The sequence below is a fragment of the Candidatus Kirkpatrickella diaphorinae genome (assembly GCF_025736875.1).
Classification (GTDB): domain Bacteria; phylum Pseudomonadota; class Alphaproteobacteria; order Acetobacterales; family Acetobacteraceae; genus Sorlinia; species Sorlinia diaphorinae.
The window spans coordinates 1,251,938-1,269,093 of sequence record NZ_CP107052.1 but is presented as its reverse complement, the minus strand read 5'-3'; the positions used below and the strand labels follow the sequence as shown (position 1 = coordinate 1,269,093).

14 protein-coding genes are annotated in these 17,156 nt (G+C 56.0%); 5 read left to right on the top strand and 9 right to left on the bottom strand.

The window, feature by feature from the left end:
• Nucleotides 1-177: 177 nt before the first annotated feature.
• The 4 genes from rpsF to N5W20_RS05680 all read left to right on the top strand — a co-directional run bounded on the left by rpsF (nt 178) and on the right by N5W20_RS05680 (nt 3,101).
• Entirely contained in the window at nt 178-645 is a 468-nt protein-coding gene (gene rpsF / locus N5W20_RS05695) for a 30S ribosomal protein S6 (protein ID WP_319806206.1), read from the top strand.
• 5 nt (nt 646-650) lie between these two features.
• On the top strand, nt 651-929 hold the full coding sequence (gene rpsR, locus N5W20_RS05690; protein WP_319806205.1) for a 30S ribosomal protein S18: 279 nt from the start codon (nt 651-653) through the stop codon (nt 927-929).
• A gap of 10 nt (nt 930-939) precedes the next feature.
• Nucleotides 940-1,536: a 50S ribosomal protein L9 gene (gene rplI, locus N5W20_RS05685; RefSeq protein ID WP_319806204.1), complete on the top strand. Its 597-nt coding sequence runs from the start codon at nt 940-942 to the stop codon at nt 1,534-1,536.
• A 344-nt stretch (nt 1,537-1,880) separates the two neighbouring features.
• Nucleotides 1,881-3,101, top strand: coding sequence for an SAM-dependent methyltransferase (locus N5W20_RS05680; RefSeq protein WP_319806203.1), 1,221 nt, complete (start codon nt 1,881-1,883; stop codon nt 3,099-3,101).
• Nucleotides 3,102-3,152: 51 nt separating this feature from the next.
• On the opposite strand, the gene rsmA is transcribed toward N5W20_RS05680, so the two are convergent.
• The 7 genes from rsmA to N5W20_RS05645 form a co-directional block, all read right to left on the bottom strand.
• The gene (gene rsmA / locus N5W20_RS05675) at nt 3,153-3,956 is read right to left on the bottom strand and encodes a 16S rRNA (adenine(1518)-N(6)/adenine(1519)-N(6))-dimethyltransferase RsmA (RefSeq protein WP_319807844.1); all 804 of its coding nucleotides are present in this window, start codon (nt 3,954-3,956) and stop codon (nt 3,153-3,155) included.
• A 68-nt stretch (nt 3,957-4,024) separates the two neighbouring features.
• Complete coding sequence (locus N5W20_RS05670; protein WP_319806202.1) at nt 4,025-5,377, bottom strand: peptidylprolyl isomerase; 1,353 nt, start codon at nt 5,375-5,377, stop codon at nt 4,025-4,027.
• Between the two features lie 53 nt (nt 5,378-5,430).
• The gene (locus N5W20_RS05665; RefSeq protein WP_319806201.1) at nt 5,431-7,746 is read right to left on the bottom strand and encodes an LPS-assembly protein LptD; all 2,316 of its coding nucleotides are present in this window, start codon (nt 7,744-7,746) and stop codon (nt 5,431-5,433) included.
• Complete coding sequence (gene lptG / locus N5W20_RS05660; RefSeq protein ID WP_319806200.1) at nt 7,746-8,882, bottom strand: LPS export ABC transporter permease LptG; 1,137 nt, start codon at nt 8,880-8,882, stop codon at nt 7,746-7,748. Before lptG ends, N5W20_RS05665 begins: the two co-directional genes overlap by 1 nt.
• Before the next feature lies 1 nt (nt 8,883).
• Nucleotides 8,884-10,029 carry an LPS export ABC transporter permease LptF gene (lptF, locus tag N5W20_RS05655; protein WP_319806199.1) on the bottom strand — a complete coding sequence of 382 codons (1,146 nt, stop codon included), beginning with the start codon at nt 10,027-10,029 and terminating at the stop codon, nt 8,884-8,886.
• Between the two features lie 192 nt (nt 10,030-10,221).
• Nucleotides 10,222-11,319 carry a glycerophosphodiester phosphodiesterase family protein gene (locus tag N5W20_RS05650; protein WP_319806198.1) on the bottom strand — a complete coding sequence of 366 codons (1,098 nt, stop codon included), beginning with the start codon at nt 11,317-11,319 and terminating at the stop codon, nt 10,222-10,224.
• 11 nt (nt 11,320-11,330) lie between these two features.
• Nucleotides 11,331-13,736, bottom strand: a complete 2,406-nt coding sequence (locus tag N5W20_RS05645; protein WP_319806197.1) for a TonB-dependent receptor — start codon at nt 13,734-13,736, stop codon at nt 11,331-11,333.
• A gap of 480 nt (nt 13,737-14,216) precedes the next feature.
• On the opposite strand from N5W20_RS05645, the gene N5W20_RS05640 reads away from it, so the two are divergent.
• Complete coding sequence (locus tag N5W20_RS05640) at nt 14,217-15,896, top strand: glycosyltransferase family 61 protein (RefSeq protein WP_319806196.1); 1,680 nt, start codon at nt 14,217-14,219, stop codon at nt 15,894-15,896.
• 164 nt (nt 15,897-16,060) lie between these two features.
• Here N5W20_RS05640 and N5W20_RS05635 read toward each other — a convergent pair whose 3' ends face one another.
• Together N5W20_RS05635 and ccmI are read right to left on the bottom strand one after the other, a co-directional pair.
• Entirely contained in the window at nt 16,061-16,426 is a 366-nt protein-coding gene (locus N5W20_RS05635) for a hypothetical protein (RefSeq protein ID WP_319806195.1), read from the bottom strand.
• Complete coding sequence (gene ccmI / locus N5W20_RS05630) at nt 16,423-17,154, bottom strand: c-type cytochrome biogenesis protein CcmI (RefSeq protein ID WP_319806194.1); 732 nt, start codon at nt 17,152-17,154, stop codon at nt 16,423-16,425. The genes N5W20_RS05635 and ccmI overlap by 4 nt, the downstream gene beginning before the upstream one ends.
• Between the last annotated feature and the right edge of the window lie 2 nt (nt 17,155-17,156).

Sequence of the window (17,156 nt, the reverse complement as noted above, 5' to 3'; positions counted from 1 at the left end):
ATACGGGATGCAATCGGGCCGACCGTGATTTACCTTGCTTTATCGGTCTGAATGTGGTTTACGCAACCTCTTCCCTGCCGGGCGACGGCATCGCAGCGGCTATACCCATAATCCTGGGGAAAGGATGTCAACGCCATCAAGGCGTGATCGGGTTGAAGCAATCCAAAGGGAGTCACAATGCCATTATATGAAAGCGTGCTGATTGCACGTAACGATATCTCTCAGGCGCAGGTTGAGGGAATTGTTGAACAGATCGAGAAGCTGCTGACTGAAGGCGGTGGGTCGATCGAAAAGCGCGAATTCTGGGGCCTTCGCAGCCTCGCTTACCGCATCAAGAAAAACCGCAAGGGGCATTATGTCCTGCTCGGCCTCAATGCCCAGCCCGAACTGATTCGGGAGCTGGAGCGCCAACTGAGCCTCAATGAGGATGTCCTGCGCGTCCTGACCCTGCGTGTCGATGCGATTGACCAGGCACCTTCGCCGATCCTGTCGCGCAAAAGCGAGGATCGCGGGGGTGATCGTGGCGGTTTCCGTGCCGGTGGCAACAAGCCGTCAGGGCGCTTTGAGAGCGGCCGCGGCGGGCGTCGCGGTGATGACCGTGAAGAATATCGCGCGCGTGAAAACGCCGACATGGATGCGGAGTAAGCCTCATGACAGACACAACAAATGAAGTGAATCCCGCAGCGCGTCGCATGGCCGTTGGGGCACGTCGTCCTTTTTACCGGCGTCGCAAATCCTGTCCGTTCTCCGGCAAAAATGCGCCGAAAATCGATTATAAGGATGTGCGCCTGCTCAGCCGCTATCTTTCCGAGCGCGGCAAAATCGTGCCGAGCCGCATCACGGCGGTTTCCGCCAAGAAGCAGCGTGAACTCGCCCAGGCGATCAAGCGCGCGCGCTTTCTGGCGCTTCTGCCTTACGTCATGAGCTGAGGGGCACATCATGTCACAGATTGAATTGATCCTCCTCGAACGCGTTGCGCATCTCGGCCAGATGGGCGATGTCGTGCGCGTCAAGCCCGGTTATGCGCGCAACTTCCTGCTGCCGAAGGGCAAGGCCCTGCGCGCGAATGAGACAAACCGCAAGCGCTTTGAAACGGACCGCGCGCAGCTTGAGGCGCTGAACCTCAAAAAGCGTGAAGAGGCGGAACGCCTTGCCGAGCGTATGGATGGTCTGGCGGTTGTCATCATCCGCCAGGCTGGCGACAGTGGCAGCCTTTATGGTTCAGTCACCTCACGCGATATTGCTGAGGCGATCACCGTGTCCGGTCTGACGGTTGAGCGTACGCAGGTCGTGCTGCCGCATCCGATCAAATTGCTGGGACTTGTGGCGGTACAGGTTGTGCTTCATCCGGAAGTCACGATTTCCGTCACGGTCAATGTTGCGCGTTCCGAAGAAGAGGCTGAGCGTCAGGCGAAAGGCGAAGTTATCGGGCCTGAGCATGATGAGGTTGAAGAGCCGGAAGTGCATGCTGAAGAAGGTGAAGTGGTTGCCGAGGCGGAAGCCACGGCAGAAGTCAGCGACGTTTCCGAAAGCTGATCACACCACCATCGTGATTTTGTGGAAAACCCGGCGATCTCTTTCGCCGGGTTTTTTGCGTTAAGATGCAAAATTGCGCGCTTATGCCCGCCCCATGCGACACGGGTGGTGCATAACGATGATTTTCCGGCCTGTTTCCCTGTCCATACACTCTTATGCATGAATTGCACAAAAGTAGCATGATGAGATCCGAGTATGACGGCACGCCCCATTAACGAATATTTGTCCAAAACATGAAACCACCTCAATCATCAGTGGCACGAAATTTTTTTCCATAAGCATTGACGGGGATTTCGCTTCGGTTTCTCATAAGGGCAACCAAGCTGACAGGAATTGGGGCGACGATGACGTTTCTTCTGGAAAAAATTCTCAAAGCGTTTATTCGGGCGGGCGCGCTGACGGTCATCCTTCCGGATGGCACGGCCAGGTCGTTCAAGGGTGAGGAGAATGGACGCACCGCCACGATACGCATTAATGCCGACTCCGCCCTTCGTGGCCTTTTGCTGAATTCCGAGTTGGCTTTTGGTGAAAGCTGGATGAATGGCGAGATTGAAGCCGTTGATTGCAGCCTTGAAGATGTCCTGACCGTGCTGATGGATAATATGCGGTCATCCAATCACCTCCTGAACCGCCTCGAAGCTTACGGGCGTTATATGACCCGCCGCGTGCGTCAGCTTAACGGGCTCGTCCGCGCGCGGAAAAATATCGCGCAGCATTACGACCTCAATCGCGCCCTTTATGCGCTGTTTCTTGATGACGACATGCAATATTCCTGCGCCTACTTCGAGCGCGATGATATGACGCTGGAGGAAGCGCAGGCCGCAAAAAAGCGCCATATCGCCGCGAAATTGCGACTGGATCGCCCAGGTTTGCAGGTGCTGGATATCGGATGCGGCTGGGGTGGGATGGCATTGACCCTGGCGAAGGATTACGGCGCCCATGTGACGGGCATCACCCTCTCGCGGGAGCAATTGGAGGTTTCACGTCAGCGCGCGCAGGAGGCCGGGCTTGAAAACCAGGTGAAGTTCGAGCTTCGCGACTATCGCAAATCGCAGCAAACTTATGATCGCATCGTTTCGGTCGGCATGTTTGAGCATGTCGGGATCAATCATTATGACGCCTTTTTTCAAACCGTCGCGCGCAGCCTCAATCCGGACGGAGTGGCGCTTATCCATGCGATCGGGCGGTCGGACGGGCCGGGCTCAACCAATCCGTGGATCAATAAATATATTTTCCCCGGCGGCTACTCCCCGGCATTGAGTGAGGTGCTGCCCAGCATTGAAAGTTCCGGCCTCTGGCTAACCGATTGTGAGATATTGCGCCTTCATTACGCTAAGACGCTCTCCGCCTGGCGGGTGCGCTTCAGCAAAAATCGCGATAAAATCCGCGCGCTTTATGATGAGCGTTTCTGTCGGATGTTTGAGTTCTATCTCACCGGTGCGGAGCTGGCTTTTCGATTGCAGGGCCACATGAATTTTCAGCTGCAATTGACGAGAGATATCAACGCCGTGCCATTGACCCGTGACTACATGATGCGGGATGCAAGCCCGCCGAAGGAAAAATAAGCGGGAGCACGGCGTTCAATGGCCGACAGAAAGGGTTTTCGTAACCGCTTCCTACGCTGCCCCGCTTTCCATGTCGCACAATAAGGTGGCGAGTTGCGTAAACTCTGCGACGCTCAATGTCTCGGCCCTGCGCGAGGGGTCAATGTCGGCGCGGTCCAGAAGCGTCTCACCATGGAGGGTTTTCAGCGCGCTGCGCAACATTTTGCGCCTTTGGCCGAAGGCGGCGGCGGTCACCCGCCCCATAGCACGGAATAATGATGCTGAAGGCTGTTCGGCATGGGGTCGGATATCCACCACCGCTGAATCGATTTTGGGTGGGGGCGTGAAGGCACCGGCGGGCACATGCATGACAATGCTGCACGACGCACAGAACTGAGCCAACACGCTCAGCCGCCCATAAGCGGCCGTCCCGGGTTGCGCGCAGATGCGGTCTGCCACTTCTCGCTGAAACATCAACGTCATACGACGCCACATGGCCGCCTGTGCCAGCCAGTTAACCATAAGCTTGGTGCCGACATTATAAGGCAGGTTTGCGACGAGCTGCCTTGGGGCGGACCCGAACGTCGCCATGTCCTGCCTCAACGCATCCGCCTGGATTATATGCAGACGATCCGGGTCATGGGTCTTAAGATCTTCGAGGATCGGGATGGCCCGCGCGTCAATCTCCACAGCGAAGATCTGAGCGGCTTCCGTCTGAAGCAGCGCGCGCGTCAGTCCGCCGGGGCCCGGCCCGACTTCAATTACGGTCACACCGTCAAGCTGGCCCGCCAGCTGCGCGATGCGCGCGACAATGGACGGGTCGAGGAGGAAGTGCTGCCCCAGGCTTTTGCGGGGTGAAAGACCATGCTGCTCCATCGCCTGGCGCAGTGGCGGGAAAGTCGCGGCGTTCGTCACAGACCGATCAGACCTTACAGAAGCCGAAATTAATGCGCGGATGCATGGGCGTTCGGGCGCAGTTTGATGACGGAACGGCGTTCCAGATCGCGCTCGAGCTGTCGAGAGGCTTGTTCAACGCGTTCATTCAACAGATTATCCGCGATTTCGCTGGGTGATTGCTGCGCAACGTTTTTCTGCTCTCGGGCGCAAACCATGATCAGCGCAATCCCGTCCGGGGAGACAAGCGGTTTGCTGGGGACGCCGATACCGAGATGACTGATGACGGATTTCATCTGCTCATTCATGCGGTCAAGGACAAGGCTGGACCCATTCCCGGGGTCAGAGGGGCGCTTCTCCCCCAGTGACTTATTGAGCTGCTCCATGGCGTCACAGCCGCGCACGCGTTTGACGGCGCTGGTGGCCCGGTCAAGCGCCTGTTTCTGCTGCTCAGTCGGGTTCCGCGGGTTCAAAGCTGAGGTGAAAGGGAAGAAAGCCTGACGTAACGTGACCAGATTCGCCAATTGATGCCCGACCGTGCGCCGAGCATGGACGGTCACGATATCATAACCCCCTGCCACCTGAATGGGGTTGGAGATCGCGCCGATCGGCATGGCGCGCACAATGGCGACGACAGGCGGGTCGAGACTATCCTCCTGAACCCATCCGAGAGCACCCCCATCCAAAGCCGTCTGCGCGCGGGAGAATTGGGCCGCGACAATGGGGAAGGGCGCGCCTTTCCGGAGCTCGGCGATGATGGTTTTGGTAAATTCCAGTTCCGGCTCCGGGTGACGCGGGTCAGCGACCGGGACGAAGATCTCACTGACATTATATTGCGGGCGCCCTTCCTCAGCTTTAAGCGCCGCTTCACGCTGCTCAATTTCCCGTGCGGTGATGCGCGCCCGTCCGCCCACTTCCTGACGTAAAATCGTCATCCAGCCAAGTTGAACGCGGATCTGGTCGATCAGTGTCGACAGGGAAACGCCATCATTGCGCAGGCGGCTGCGCAGCGCGTCGGTTGGCATCCCGTTCCGGGCTTCGATATTGCGGATCGTGTCGGCGATCTGCTGGGGCGGGATGTTGATGTGCCGTTTCAACAGCTCCTGCGTTTTGATGCGCTCATCAACCAGTTGCCGGATGATCTGGGGGCGCAGGCGCTGCATCAATTCGGGGCTGATCGATAAACCGGTCGAGAGGGCGAAGAGGCGGCCGCGATTTTCGACGTCACGCTCGGTCAGAACCTGGCCATTGATAGTGCCGATGATCTGCGCTTCCGGAGGTGCCGCGGCGTCGAGCTTCTTGACGGCGCGATGCTTTGTCGCGGCGTGCCGGCCATGCGCGGCGTCGGCGGGGGTGATGTGGCTGAGGCTCAGAAGGCTGACCGCGATCAGACTGTGAGACATGCCTCTCAAAGAGCGACGACGGAAATTATGGAGTGTGAAGGTCACGATCAATATCAGCCGTTTATCCCGAAGGTTCCGATGGTTTTCAGAGTGAAATTGAAGAGCACCGTCGTATTGCGCTGCTGCCCCCCAATGAAAGTATATTGTTTGATAAACATAACGTCCAAGCCGAAGCAATCATTGGCGTAACCGACATCGCCGCCGATACTGACGAACTCCTTGCGTGATAACGAGCGACGCCCGTAAACGGATGCGTGATAATGACCATAATCGCCATTAACCCCGGCGGTGATTTCGCTGATCGGGGTGGAGTACGCGCGTGAAACCTGATTGAAGCGGTAATTCTGCTGATAGAGGTAATAAGGTGTGATGGGCTCGTAAATATAGCCCGCATTGACGTGGAAGTGATTAACCCCCGTATTCAACAGGGCTTCACCGTAATCAAAGGGCTTCCCGTAAGGGTTGTAACGGCCGCGCACTGTCAGATCGACAAAGCGGTTGGGGCTCAGCCGGATGCGGCCCACCGGGCTCGATAAGTGATGTCCCAGCCCGTCATAAGGTGAGCGGTAAGGGTCGATTGACCTCTGAATGCTCTCCCCGACGAGGAAATCGATTACGTGCCCGTGCCATGTCCAATTGCCATGCAGCCCGATATTACCGCGTACTCCGCTATCAAGCCGATCCGTCCCGTTATAACGGTTGAGGGAAAAGAGCGTGCTGTCCGTGAACTCATATTGGAAGCTGTCCTCATTCGGGATGAGGCTGGTCGGTTTATAAAACCGTGTCGGGGATGCGATGATCTGCGCGATCGGTTCAATGATCTGCACCCCGGCGCCGTGCGCGAAACTGCGCATGAAAGGCCAGCTGACTTTCAGCGCCGCTGTGGGGAGGAACTGGCCTGACGTGTGCGTGCCGCCGATCGGTGCATAAAGGGGTTGCTGACGGTAATGGCTGGCCTGATACCCTGCCGCATCGAGACGCAATGTAAACAGCCATTCCTGCCCGAGCGCGTTATGGAAAGGCCGATCCCAATTGAGGCGGATTTGCGCCCGATCGGTATTGACACCTTCAGGGCGGTAAACAACGAAATCCGTCGTATTCAGCGAGAAGACACCCCCGAGCGGATCACGCTGCGCCTGAAAGCCATAACTGAAACGAGGCAGCACAAAAGGCAATTGCGCGTTTTGAATGACGCCCTGATTCAGCCCCTGATAAAGCTGCGCATCCAGGCGCGCCCAGGACCCAACGCCGAAGCCTTCGACAAACCCGTCAGAGGCAAGAACTTCGTTACCGTAACCGGTGATGCGGTAGTCGCGCATGTAATTTGCTGAAGAGGCAACATTGACATTAGCCCCGGCGCGCCAGTTGCGGTTAATGACGAAATCAACCTTACCGCGCGCATAACCCTGTATGCCTGTCGTGCTTGTGCTTTCCGTCCGATTATCGAGGAAGTTCAGGAAGGACGTGTTGTGACGGGTCGCATCAGCAACGCCGCCCGTAAAGCGGATCTTCCCGAAGCGGAGATTATTTCGATATTGCGCGCTGATCTGCGGGCCGGTACGCGTGGAGACGAGGGCCTGCACCGTCATATCCTGCGAGTCATTAATGACCCAGTAATAGGGGATGGTGGCGTAAGTGCCGAGATAGCGGTCATGCGGGCTGATACCGGGCATGAGGAAGCCGCTTTGCCGTTTCACGGTCGGGTCCGTCATGGAAAATAACGGGAAATAAAAGACAGGCACCCCGAAAAACTGAAGATAAGCGTGGGAGAATTCTATCCTTTTATGCTCCGAATCCTGCTTGGCGTCATAAGCCCGGATTTGCCAGAAAGGTGGTTTGTCCGGATTTTTTTCACAGGTTTTGCACGCCGTATAAATCACCTTGCTGAGGTCATTGATCCGGCTATCCGTCCTTCTCATTCCGTTCGCAGCGATTTTGGCGTTATCCTGCATCCGGATGTAAATGCCGCGCGCAATGGCATTATGCATGCCATTGCTCAATTCCAGCGTATTGGTGAAAATCGTGCTGTTATCGGGCTCGATCATGGCGATATGGCCCATCGCGCGCATAATGCCTGAATTCCGGTCATAAACGATCTTATCGGCGCGCATAGCCTGATCACCCTGCCAGACCTGAACATTGCCGGACCAGGTGGCGACGCCATCTTTCGTGTAGGATTCGTGATCAGCGAGGTAAGTGACGGGCTCACTTGAGGAGGAGGTTTTGCCGATATTGACTTTCGGCCCCGGCTCCCGACGCATCCCGCCTGCCTTGGCGCTGTCATGCGTTGTCAGCCCGACGCCGCCCAACAGGGCTACAGCGGCGAGATTTCTCCGCCGGTGCCCGTTTCTGCGCCGCTTACCCGCCATTAACCATCCTCCAAATGTAGCAATAGCGCCACAGCGAGACACAAACCGGCAATTGTCGGCGCCCACGCGGCAAGAAGGGGCGGCAGTGCCCCCGATTCGCCAAACTGGGCCGCGATCTTGGAAACGCTGAACAAGGCAAACCCGGCAGCAACGCCGGAGCCAAGCATCCGCGCGACACCGCCGCGCCGCGTTGGGCGCATTGAAAACCCGGCAGAGACGAGGGCCATCGTCCCACAAAGTATCGGCAACGCCAAGAGTGTCTGGAAATGTAATCTGTGACGGATCGTTGAAAAACCGGACGCCTGAAGCAGCCGGATAAATCGGGGAAGCGCCCAGATTGACAGCGTGTCAGGCGAGGCGAAACTCTGCTCAACCCGGCCTAATGTCAGGCTGGTCGGGATTTTTGTGTTGCCGATCTGGTCCGGCAGGTGGTTCGGCCGCACCATCGACACGCCTTCAAGCGCCCAGAAACCCTCAATGAGGCGGCCGGAGCTGGCGGTCAGGCGTTCAATCAGGTGGTCACGGTCATCCAGACGAAAAATCGAGACGGTCCCGAGGCGCAGCGACACGCCTTCCCGGTGGACATTCTCAGCATGGATGATGGCGACGCCTTTATCCGGTTCCGCCTCTCGCAGCCAAAGATTGGTGCCGTTAAATGTCAGGGGGCCGCCACCGGTCTGAAGATAAGTCTGGTCCAGGAGTTCAGCCTGGCGGAACATGAAAGATGAGAGGGGCGAAATTGCCGTCGTGCCCAGCCCGCCGATCAGCAGCGCCGCGGCGAGGGGCGCCGTCAGAAACTGCCAGGCGGAAATGCCCGCCGCCCGGGCGACGATCAATTCCGATGTACGTGTCAGGCGCCAGAAACAGACGATACCGCCGAGCAGAATCCCGAAAGGCATGATGAGAATCATGAAATAAGGAATGTGCAGCCCTGCAATCTCAAAAACGAGGGTGGTAGGCACGTCAGGTTTTGTGGAGACACGTCGCAGCAGGTCAATAAAATCGAAAAGTGAAACCAGCCCGGTCAGGGCCAGAACCATGGCAATGACAACCCAGGTGAAAGAGCGCCCGACATAAAGGGCAAGCGTGACGGAGACACCGACACGGTGCGCGGAAGGGGGTGAAGCTGCCGCCATGTCAGGAGAGACGGGGCCGTAAACGCTGCCGGAGTTCAGGCCCGAATAACAGCCCGGCGCACAAGGCGGCGGGCAGCCCGGCGACGAGCCACATCAGGGGGACGAGCTGTAAATTGCGGCTTGTCAGATTCTGCAGCAGAAGGTTGAGGGCGATCATCGCCACCACTGTCAGGATTGCGATAAAGGGCCGCTTGACGTTACCGTGACGCGAGAAGGCACCGCTCAGGACGGTGAAAAGCGCGACCATCCCGTAAGAAAGCGCGGTCAGGGGGGATGTCAGGCGCTTCCAGGCTTCGACCGCGAATTTACCGCGGTCGCGGGGGCTGACACTGGCATTTTCAGGATTTAATAATTCCGAAATCGACATTTCCCCCGCATCCCGCGGTTGCCGCGCCGTGTGATTTTTGGAAGTGAGGTCAATGAGATTTCGCTTAAAGGTCAAGACATCCAGCCTTCCATTATGCTTGTCGATTTCCTGTCGCGAGCCGTTATAAAGTACAACATGTGGCACATCGTCGACGACGATCATCGAGCCATATTCCGCCAGAATTGTGGCATGGCTTTGCGGCAGGCGGTCATCTTCGACAAAAATGCCCCGTAACTGGCCATTACGGTCCTTACTGCGCACATAGACCGTCATATCTTTTGAAAGCGGCGTAAAAACACCTTCCTGGATCAGATAGGCGGCAAGGCGGTTCCGGATTTCGAACTGATATTTCTTGAAGGAATGATAGGAAGTCGGGACAATCCAGAGATTGAGCAGATAGCAGAGTACGGTCGCGATGGTGGCGCAGATGACGCCGGGCCGCGCCATTTGAGAGGCGGAAAGCCCCGCCGCCTGCATCACGGTGGTTTCCCGGTCACTCGTCATACGCTGATAACCGAAGAGAATGACGAGGAAAGTGGTGATCGGCAGGATGACAGCGAGGAATGACGGAATCATCAGGCCGGTCAGCTCGATAAACACCCGCAGCGAAAGCCCGCGATCCACGACGAGGGAGACAAAGCGCAGTGACTGCATCAGCCAGATCAACGCGATGGCGCCTGTCGTGATGCCCGTCAGCCCTAACGCCAATTGCTTGAGGACGTAGCGATCAAGCAGCGTCGTCGGAAAGAAGCGCTGAAAAAGGGTTGGCGGCGCGGACATATTTTTCTCATACCTGCTCCCAAGCCAAGCTCAAAGGGGCAAAGCAGATCCTGAACGTTATTTTGCATTGCCGATTTCGGGGGCGCGTACTGCCGCCTGAAGGGAAGGGGGACGATACGCGCCCCCGAGAGATGTTGCGGGGCGTCGCGTGGCGTGCGCGGATGGAGTCTAAAAGCGCGACACGGCGCGGATTCAGCCAGGCCGATCGACGGCAAGCCGTCCTAAAGCCGGGTCATCTGTGAAGAAGCCGTCCAGACCCATATCGAGATAGCGTTTGACCTCGGCAATCATGCCCTCAGGATTGCGGGCTTCCGGCGCGGCGCCATTGCGCAATTCCTTCGGGAGGAAAGAATTTTCCGGTCGTGCCGTGTAGGAATGCACGAGAAGCCCCGCCTCATGCGCATCCGTGATGAGAGATGTCGGCCTGCCCCAGGACCCATCTTTTCTGCGCGGGATGAGGTCCGCATTGGAAGGGCCGATGACGTCGGCAAAGCGGCGCACTTTCTGCAGCCCGGCGGGCGTCATGAAGGCGCCGAAATTCATGGCATTCGGCTTCCCCATAAGGCCAGGCGGTAATTCATCCGGCGCGCCCATTAGGAACGTGACGCGGGCCTGTGGGTTGATGGCGCGTGTTTTTCTGCCGATGGCCTTGAGATTGCCGGTTTCGAAGGATTGGAGTTCAAGCGGGGCGTGACGCGTATATTGATGGGCCGCAATGGTCTCCAGAAATATCGTTTCAGGGTCAAGGCCGAGGCGGTGGAAATGCGTCGAATTTTTGATCTCCGGGATCAGCCCGAATATCTTGCCGCGTGCGGCGGATTCGGCAGCGACAAAATCAATCACCTCCTCAAAGGTGGGAATGTCAAACTGCCCATCATAACGCGTATTATGCGGACGGATCTGCGGCAGGCGTTCCTTCGCGCGCAGCGTTTTGAGTTCCTTAAGGGTGAAATCGGTGGTGAACCAGCCTGTCTCGGTGATGCCGTCTATGACAAGGGTGCGCTTGCGTGCAGCGAATTCATGTCGTGAAGCGACATCCGTCGTGTCGATGATATTGCTTTCATGGCGCACAACGAGGACGCCATCTTTTGTCATGACGAGGTCAGGTTCGATGTAATCGGCCCCGTCCTCCATCGCCTTCGCATAGGATGCCAGCGTGTGCTCCGGCCGCAGGGCGGAGGCCCCGCGATGCGCGAAAACCAGGGGGCGCGGCGCGAGGGAGGGTGCGGCAAAGGAAGGTGCGCACATCCCGGCAATGCCGAGGAGGAGGGCATGACGACGTGTCAGCATATTATTATTCCTTACCATTGAGCGCTGAGTGTCAGGAAATACATGCGCGGGGCGATGGGGTAGGCTGTAAACTGTCGGGAAACCTGATCCACATTAACCGTCGTCCAGCCCCGTGTGCCGGTCAGGTTGGTGATATTGCCCTGGACGCGCAGTGACGGCACATGCGGGATGCCCCGAATGGTGTAACCGGCATTCATGCTGAATTGCGCATTTGGCGCGGCCCAGAGGTCGTTCATATAGGTCGTATAACGTTTGCCCATGACATCACCGATCAACTGGCCGTAAAAACGGCCCCAATTTGTGGTCACGACAAATTTCTCGGTCCAGTCCGGCGGCCCTGCGACATTGCGTCCCGCGATGCGGATCGTGGAATGGCCGGAAGTATAATCATCATTATACACTGATTTATTGTAAGAGAGGCCGTTATAAATCGAAAAATGCGGACCTAACTGCGCGGTGAATGAAAAATCCATGCCATTGGTTGAGACGGAGCCGACATTCGCCAAGGTCGTCGCGGCACCGATAATGGAGGACAGGCTCTGGGTTGAGGCGATGGCCACCAGCCGGTTTGAGAAATGCACATGATAATATTCAAGCTGTGCGGAAATATCCGTCAGTGGCCCGATATGCAAGCGATGATGGGTGCGCAGGCCGGTCTCATAGGTCCATGAGGTTTCAACCTTGCCATTCTCCCGGAAATTTTCGAAAGCGGCCTGGCTTGTTGAACCCCAGGGCGTGGCATTGCCATAACCTGCCGCCTGAAAAGCACGCATATTCTCCTGAATATTCGCAAAAAACTGCTCATGCGGCGTGATATTCCACAATGCGCCGAAGGAGGGGAGGAAGGGCTTCACCGCCGCAATCCGGCCCCCGGGCACGGTGATGGATGTCGCCGGAGAGAGTGAGCCCGGCCGGGCCGCGACGGGCAGCGTGCCTTTTGTGTAGACCAGTTCAGATTTGAACCCCGCCAGAAGCGTCAATTTATCCGAGATTTTCCAGCGATCCTGAAGGCGGGTCATCCAGCTATTTGTGTAGAAATAATTCGTGTACTGATTGATCAGCGCATTTTGCTGACGCGCGTAGGGTGTCGTCGGGTAATCGGCCTCAAGCGGATACCAGCGCCGCGCCTGCGTGTTGTTATTCCGCTCATACCAGCCCCCTAATTCGATATCATGACGGCCGAGATGGTAGCGCAGCGTCGACATCACGCCGCCGCGATTATCCCAATACTCCGTCGTGCGGGTGGCGTAGCCGGACCCGCCAAACACATTGCTGAGTTGTCCGGCATTCTGATCCGGGAAATAGGCGCTGAACAAAGTCGGCAGACCTGCGGCACTGATCGGGCCTGCGACAACACCTTCGCCAAGATTGTGATGGTAATAAAAGCTGTTATCCCAGTGCAGGTGGCGGCTGAAATCATGCTGCCACTTGAAATAAGTCAGAAAATCCTGCCGTTGCGCGGCGGAGTAATAATTGCGGTAATTCAGACCGGCCTGTCGGTAGGCGGGTGTATTGAGATAGGTTTTTGCATAATTAAAATCAGGATAAGTGAAGGGCCGCACATACGTGCCGTAACCGCTCGGGAGCACAATCCCATCTTCATTCGGCTCAACCTTGTCGGACCAATCGAAAAAATAAGTGAATTTGTCGCTTGAGCCTTTATGCACAAACTTCAGATTGACCTGATGGCCCCCCTGATGACCGGCAAAGTCCCATGCGCGGGCATCCTGACGCGCCCAGGCAATATAGGCCGTGTTTCCATGGCCGAACGTGCCGGTATCCAGCCGCGCATAGGTGCGGAAAGTGGAGAAACTCCCGAAACTCTGGTCAAGCTGGGCGCCATAACGGGTCTTCGGATCCAGCGACGTGAAGAGCAGCGTGCCGCCAAGATTGGAAGTTGACGCCGTGCCAAGCGCGCCTGAGCCGGTGGCGACAGTTGCGCTTCGCACATTCTCACTGATGATGGCGCGTTGCGGCGATAGGCCGTTATAATTCCCGTAAGCCTGATCACCCAATGGAATGCCATCCATCGTGTAGCCAAGCTGGTTCTGATTGAAACCGTGGATAAAGAGCGAGGCATTCTGCTCGTTATTTCCCCAGGGATCGGCATTATTGAACACGACGCCCGGCAGTATCTGTAGCGCTTTGACAGGGCTTATTCCGGGCAGAATGCGCTGTGCCTGCATACGACCAATCGTCTGCTCGGAGCACACACGACGCGCGGTCGCGACGATCTGCTCCGGCGCGGTGGGCGCATTGACGGATCTCATTTTCGCCGCCGTGTGAGAGCGTGCGGGGTGTTGCCGTGTATCGGGTTGATGTTTCCTGCCAGCGGCATCGGCACTTTCATACATCAGGGCGAGGGGTGAACAGAAAAGGGGCAAGGTGAAAACGCGGTGCCGCTTGCGAGGCTTCATCTCCGGATTTTCCTTTAGGAGGTCGTGAACGCCCCTCAACTTATTCAGCGTCGACGTGACGGTGTGTGAAGCTTTGATGAAATGAAATTCATGATTTCGAGATGAATACGCCGCCCGTCCGCGAAAAGCCGGGAAGGTCGGGTTTATGGATGAGAGGCCGGGCGGAAACGGGGATGATGACGGCGAAATTCATCGCGACGCCGCATCAACAGCATAGGGGCTTAGAAGACGCTGTGCACCCATGCCCTGATGCTGCGCCCGTGACCCCATCGAACGATATGTTGTTGAACGGTGCGTTTGCACAATGTAAAATTCACAAGGCGTTTGATGCAACAATCATATCTTGTTGATGCATTGACGATATTGTAAAAACAACCTTAGATGAAAATTGTCTGAATTTTCAATCTTGCTGAGTGGAAGGGGAGAGGGGGAGTTCCGAATATATTTGAAGATCTGATATATTTAGAGAATGAAATGCGCATGACTGAGATCAAAAAAGCCAGTTTCCCGAAACGTGCGGGGATGAAGTTTTATTCTGATCCTGAAATCTTTTCTTTCTCAGATGCCATTTATGTTTGTGGGCACGGCCATTATGACGGTGTCATGGGTGTGTTCACGCGGGAGGGATATCTCATCCCGCAAACCGCTTTCTATCATAAATCTCCCTCAATTCTTAAAGGCCAGCCGATCTGGACTGACCCGGTCATTGCCAGATCCTATCCTGTCATCGAGACGGCGATTTTCGCGGGCCACATTCATGATCAATACGGGCATTTCATCACCGAATTCATATCCCGCCTCTGGGCAATCAAGGATATCCGGAAAAATGAAAAACTGCTCGTGCGATGCGCGCGTGGCCTGGATGAAGTTTTCACGTTTCGATGGGCGATTGAACTCTTCAATCTCCTGGGATTGACGAAGGATGACTTCATCTGTCCCGATCATCCCATCCGCATCCGCAAACTCATCGTCCCTGCGCCAGCTTTTGCAGAGCATGGTTATAGTTACCGTCGCATGGCGGAATATTGTCACGCGCTTGGGGATCGCGCCATGGAGAGGCTTGAAGGGGAGACGCTTCTCAAGGACAGGAATATTTATATTTCCCGGTCCCGGCTCGTATGCGGGACGGTCAAGATTGATAATGAACGCGTTTTGGAAAGATATTTAAAGGCATCAGGCTTTGAGATCATCCGTCCCGAGCAACTCTCCGTTTACAAGCAGATTTCCTCATTCAGAAATAATAATATCGTTGTCGGCCCGGTTGGTTCGGCTTTTCATACGTCTATCTTTACGTCAGCGCCTTCCGGCGTCGCTTTAAATATGAAAAGCGCCGTCGACAGCAATTACCTGATGATGGATGGCGTCAATGAGGCCTACATTGATTACATACAGTCAGATGACATCGTCGATGCTCAGGTGAAGGACGGAAATTACTACGAAACAAAGACAATCAAAAATGTCGAAGGTTTTGCGAAAACGATTGCCGATATCGCTGAGGGAAAAAGGCGACATTTCTTTATCCCCAATATGGGGCGTTTCCCCATCTCGACTCCGATCGATGTGAAATTTTATGACGTGATGAGCCATGACGGTTCCGTCATCAAGTTGGATCCCATGACAGGTTATCTCTCTTCATGCGAGGACAGGCGCTTCATCAAGCTTCTTCTCGCCATCTTCCATGAAGGCGATCGGGAGAGGGCCTTCTTCATCTCCGGTGAAGACAAGCTGGTGGGCATAATAATGCACGATTCCTCGGCATCCGGCCTCGCCGTGCCCGTCGATCTGGTTGAAAATGAAGCGGGGCGCTATTCATTTTTCATGCCGGAAGATCAGCGTTATCTCTGTGCCTTGCCAGCTTCTCAAGGTGGTTGGCTCAGTGCACGAGCGACGGAAATCCTCGCCTGGGAAAAATTCGATCTTGCGGAAAAACGTGCTTTTTCACCAAAGCCAGGGTCGGAAACCGCCCGGCTTTTAAGCGTGATGGCCGGAATATGGCTGCGTAACAAGCCTTTTCATCTCGATTTTTATCTCAGTCAAATCCCGGAAGTCGTTTCCCATATCGTCGATATGAAAAATAAAATGGAATATTTGCACGGCGATGACGCATTGACTGTCCGTCATGCGGGAACGGCGCGTGAAAATGAAACGGCTCTCCCCTGAAATCGAAGCGATCCGCGCATTCATGTCGCGTTCACCCGTCGAGGCACAATGAGCGGCATAGATGCCCGACTTGGAAACGGTCCGAACTGAACTCCGAAGCCTGCCATTCGTGCAGTTCTAACCGATCATGCAGCTTGGAGAAGCGACGTTGATCGCGATCTCTGTCAGCTATCCGACCTTCTTCGCCACCGGTCACCGTCGAAACGTATCTGCGCCACATAAAACCCGACCAGAGCTCCGAGGGCCGCGCATGGAAATACCCATGAGACGCGATCGAGAATTGCCAGGCTGTAAAATAGACCTGCCGCCATGCCAATCCCGATCGCGATACCACTTTCCCAATATGTCGGGCCGAAGATGCGCCGACTGCGGCAATGCGGACAGATCTCCGCCGATTGCCGTATCTCCTCATGGCAGACAGGGCAGAGGAAAATACGTGCCTCCACAACATTATTTTGAGCGCGCGGCCTGAAGCGGTTTTTGAAGAGGACGGCACCACGGTTTTTACCGCTGGTTTTAGAGCGCGTCATGGCGTGGGCTGCGTGTCGTGCTCGCCTTGGGCGATGCGTTTCTCCACTTCCAGACGCCAGGGCGCATCCTTCGGGGCGGCATCCAGGGCGCGCTCATAAAGTCGCAAACTTTGCGCATTGATGCGGTTATCCAATTGTGACTGAAGGTCCGCAACGTGAATGGCGAGAAGCGCCTCAAATTGGACGTTAAGCGCCGCCCGATACAGGGCCAAAGCCTCCAGCGGCCGATTTTGCTTCTCACGCACAGCCGCCAGAAGAAGGTGCAGTTTGATATAAGCAGGGTCATCCGGCTGAATGACCGCGACCTGCTTTTCAAGCCGTGCGATAACGGGGCGCATTTGCGGGTCAATCTCGTTTTGCGGGGTGGACGCTGATTGCGGCCCGTAACCTGGCTCACCTTTATAGAGATATAAAGCGGTGCCGAACGTTGGGAGAAGGAGGGAAATCGCGGCGATCACCCGCCAGGAGACGGGTTGAGACGGGCCACGCTCTGTGGTGTTGGCGCGCAAAAGACGCCGCGCAATTTCCATCTGCATATCCCTGGCCTCGACGTCATGAAGGTGCCGTGCGCGTTTTTCCTCCTCAATTGCGTCCAGTTGCGCGGCATAAAAGGCCTGTTCGGAATCCGCGGTGGAAGGGACCGTTTCCCGTCTTTGGCGTTTCAGCAGTCCCAGCAATAAAGGTGAGAGGCATAAAAGCGTCAGGATGATGTAGAGCGTGATCGTCATTT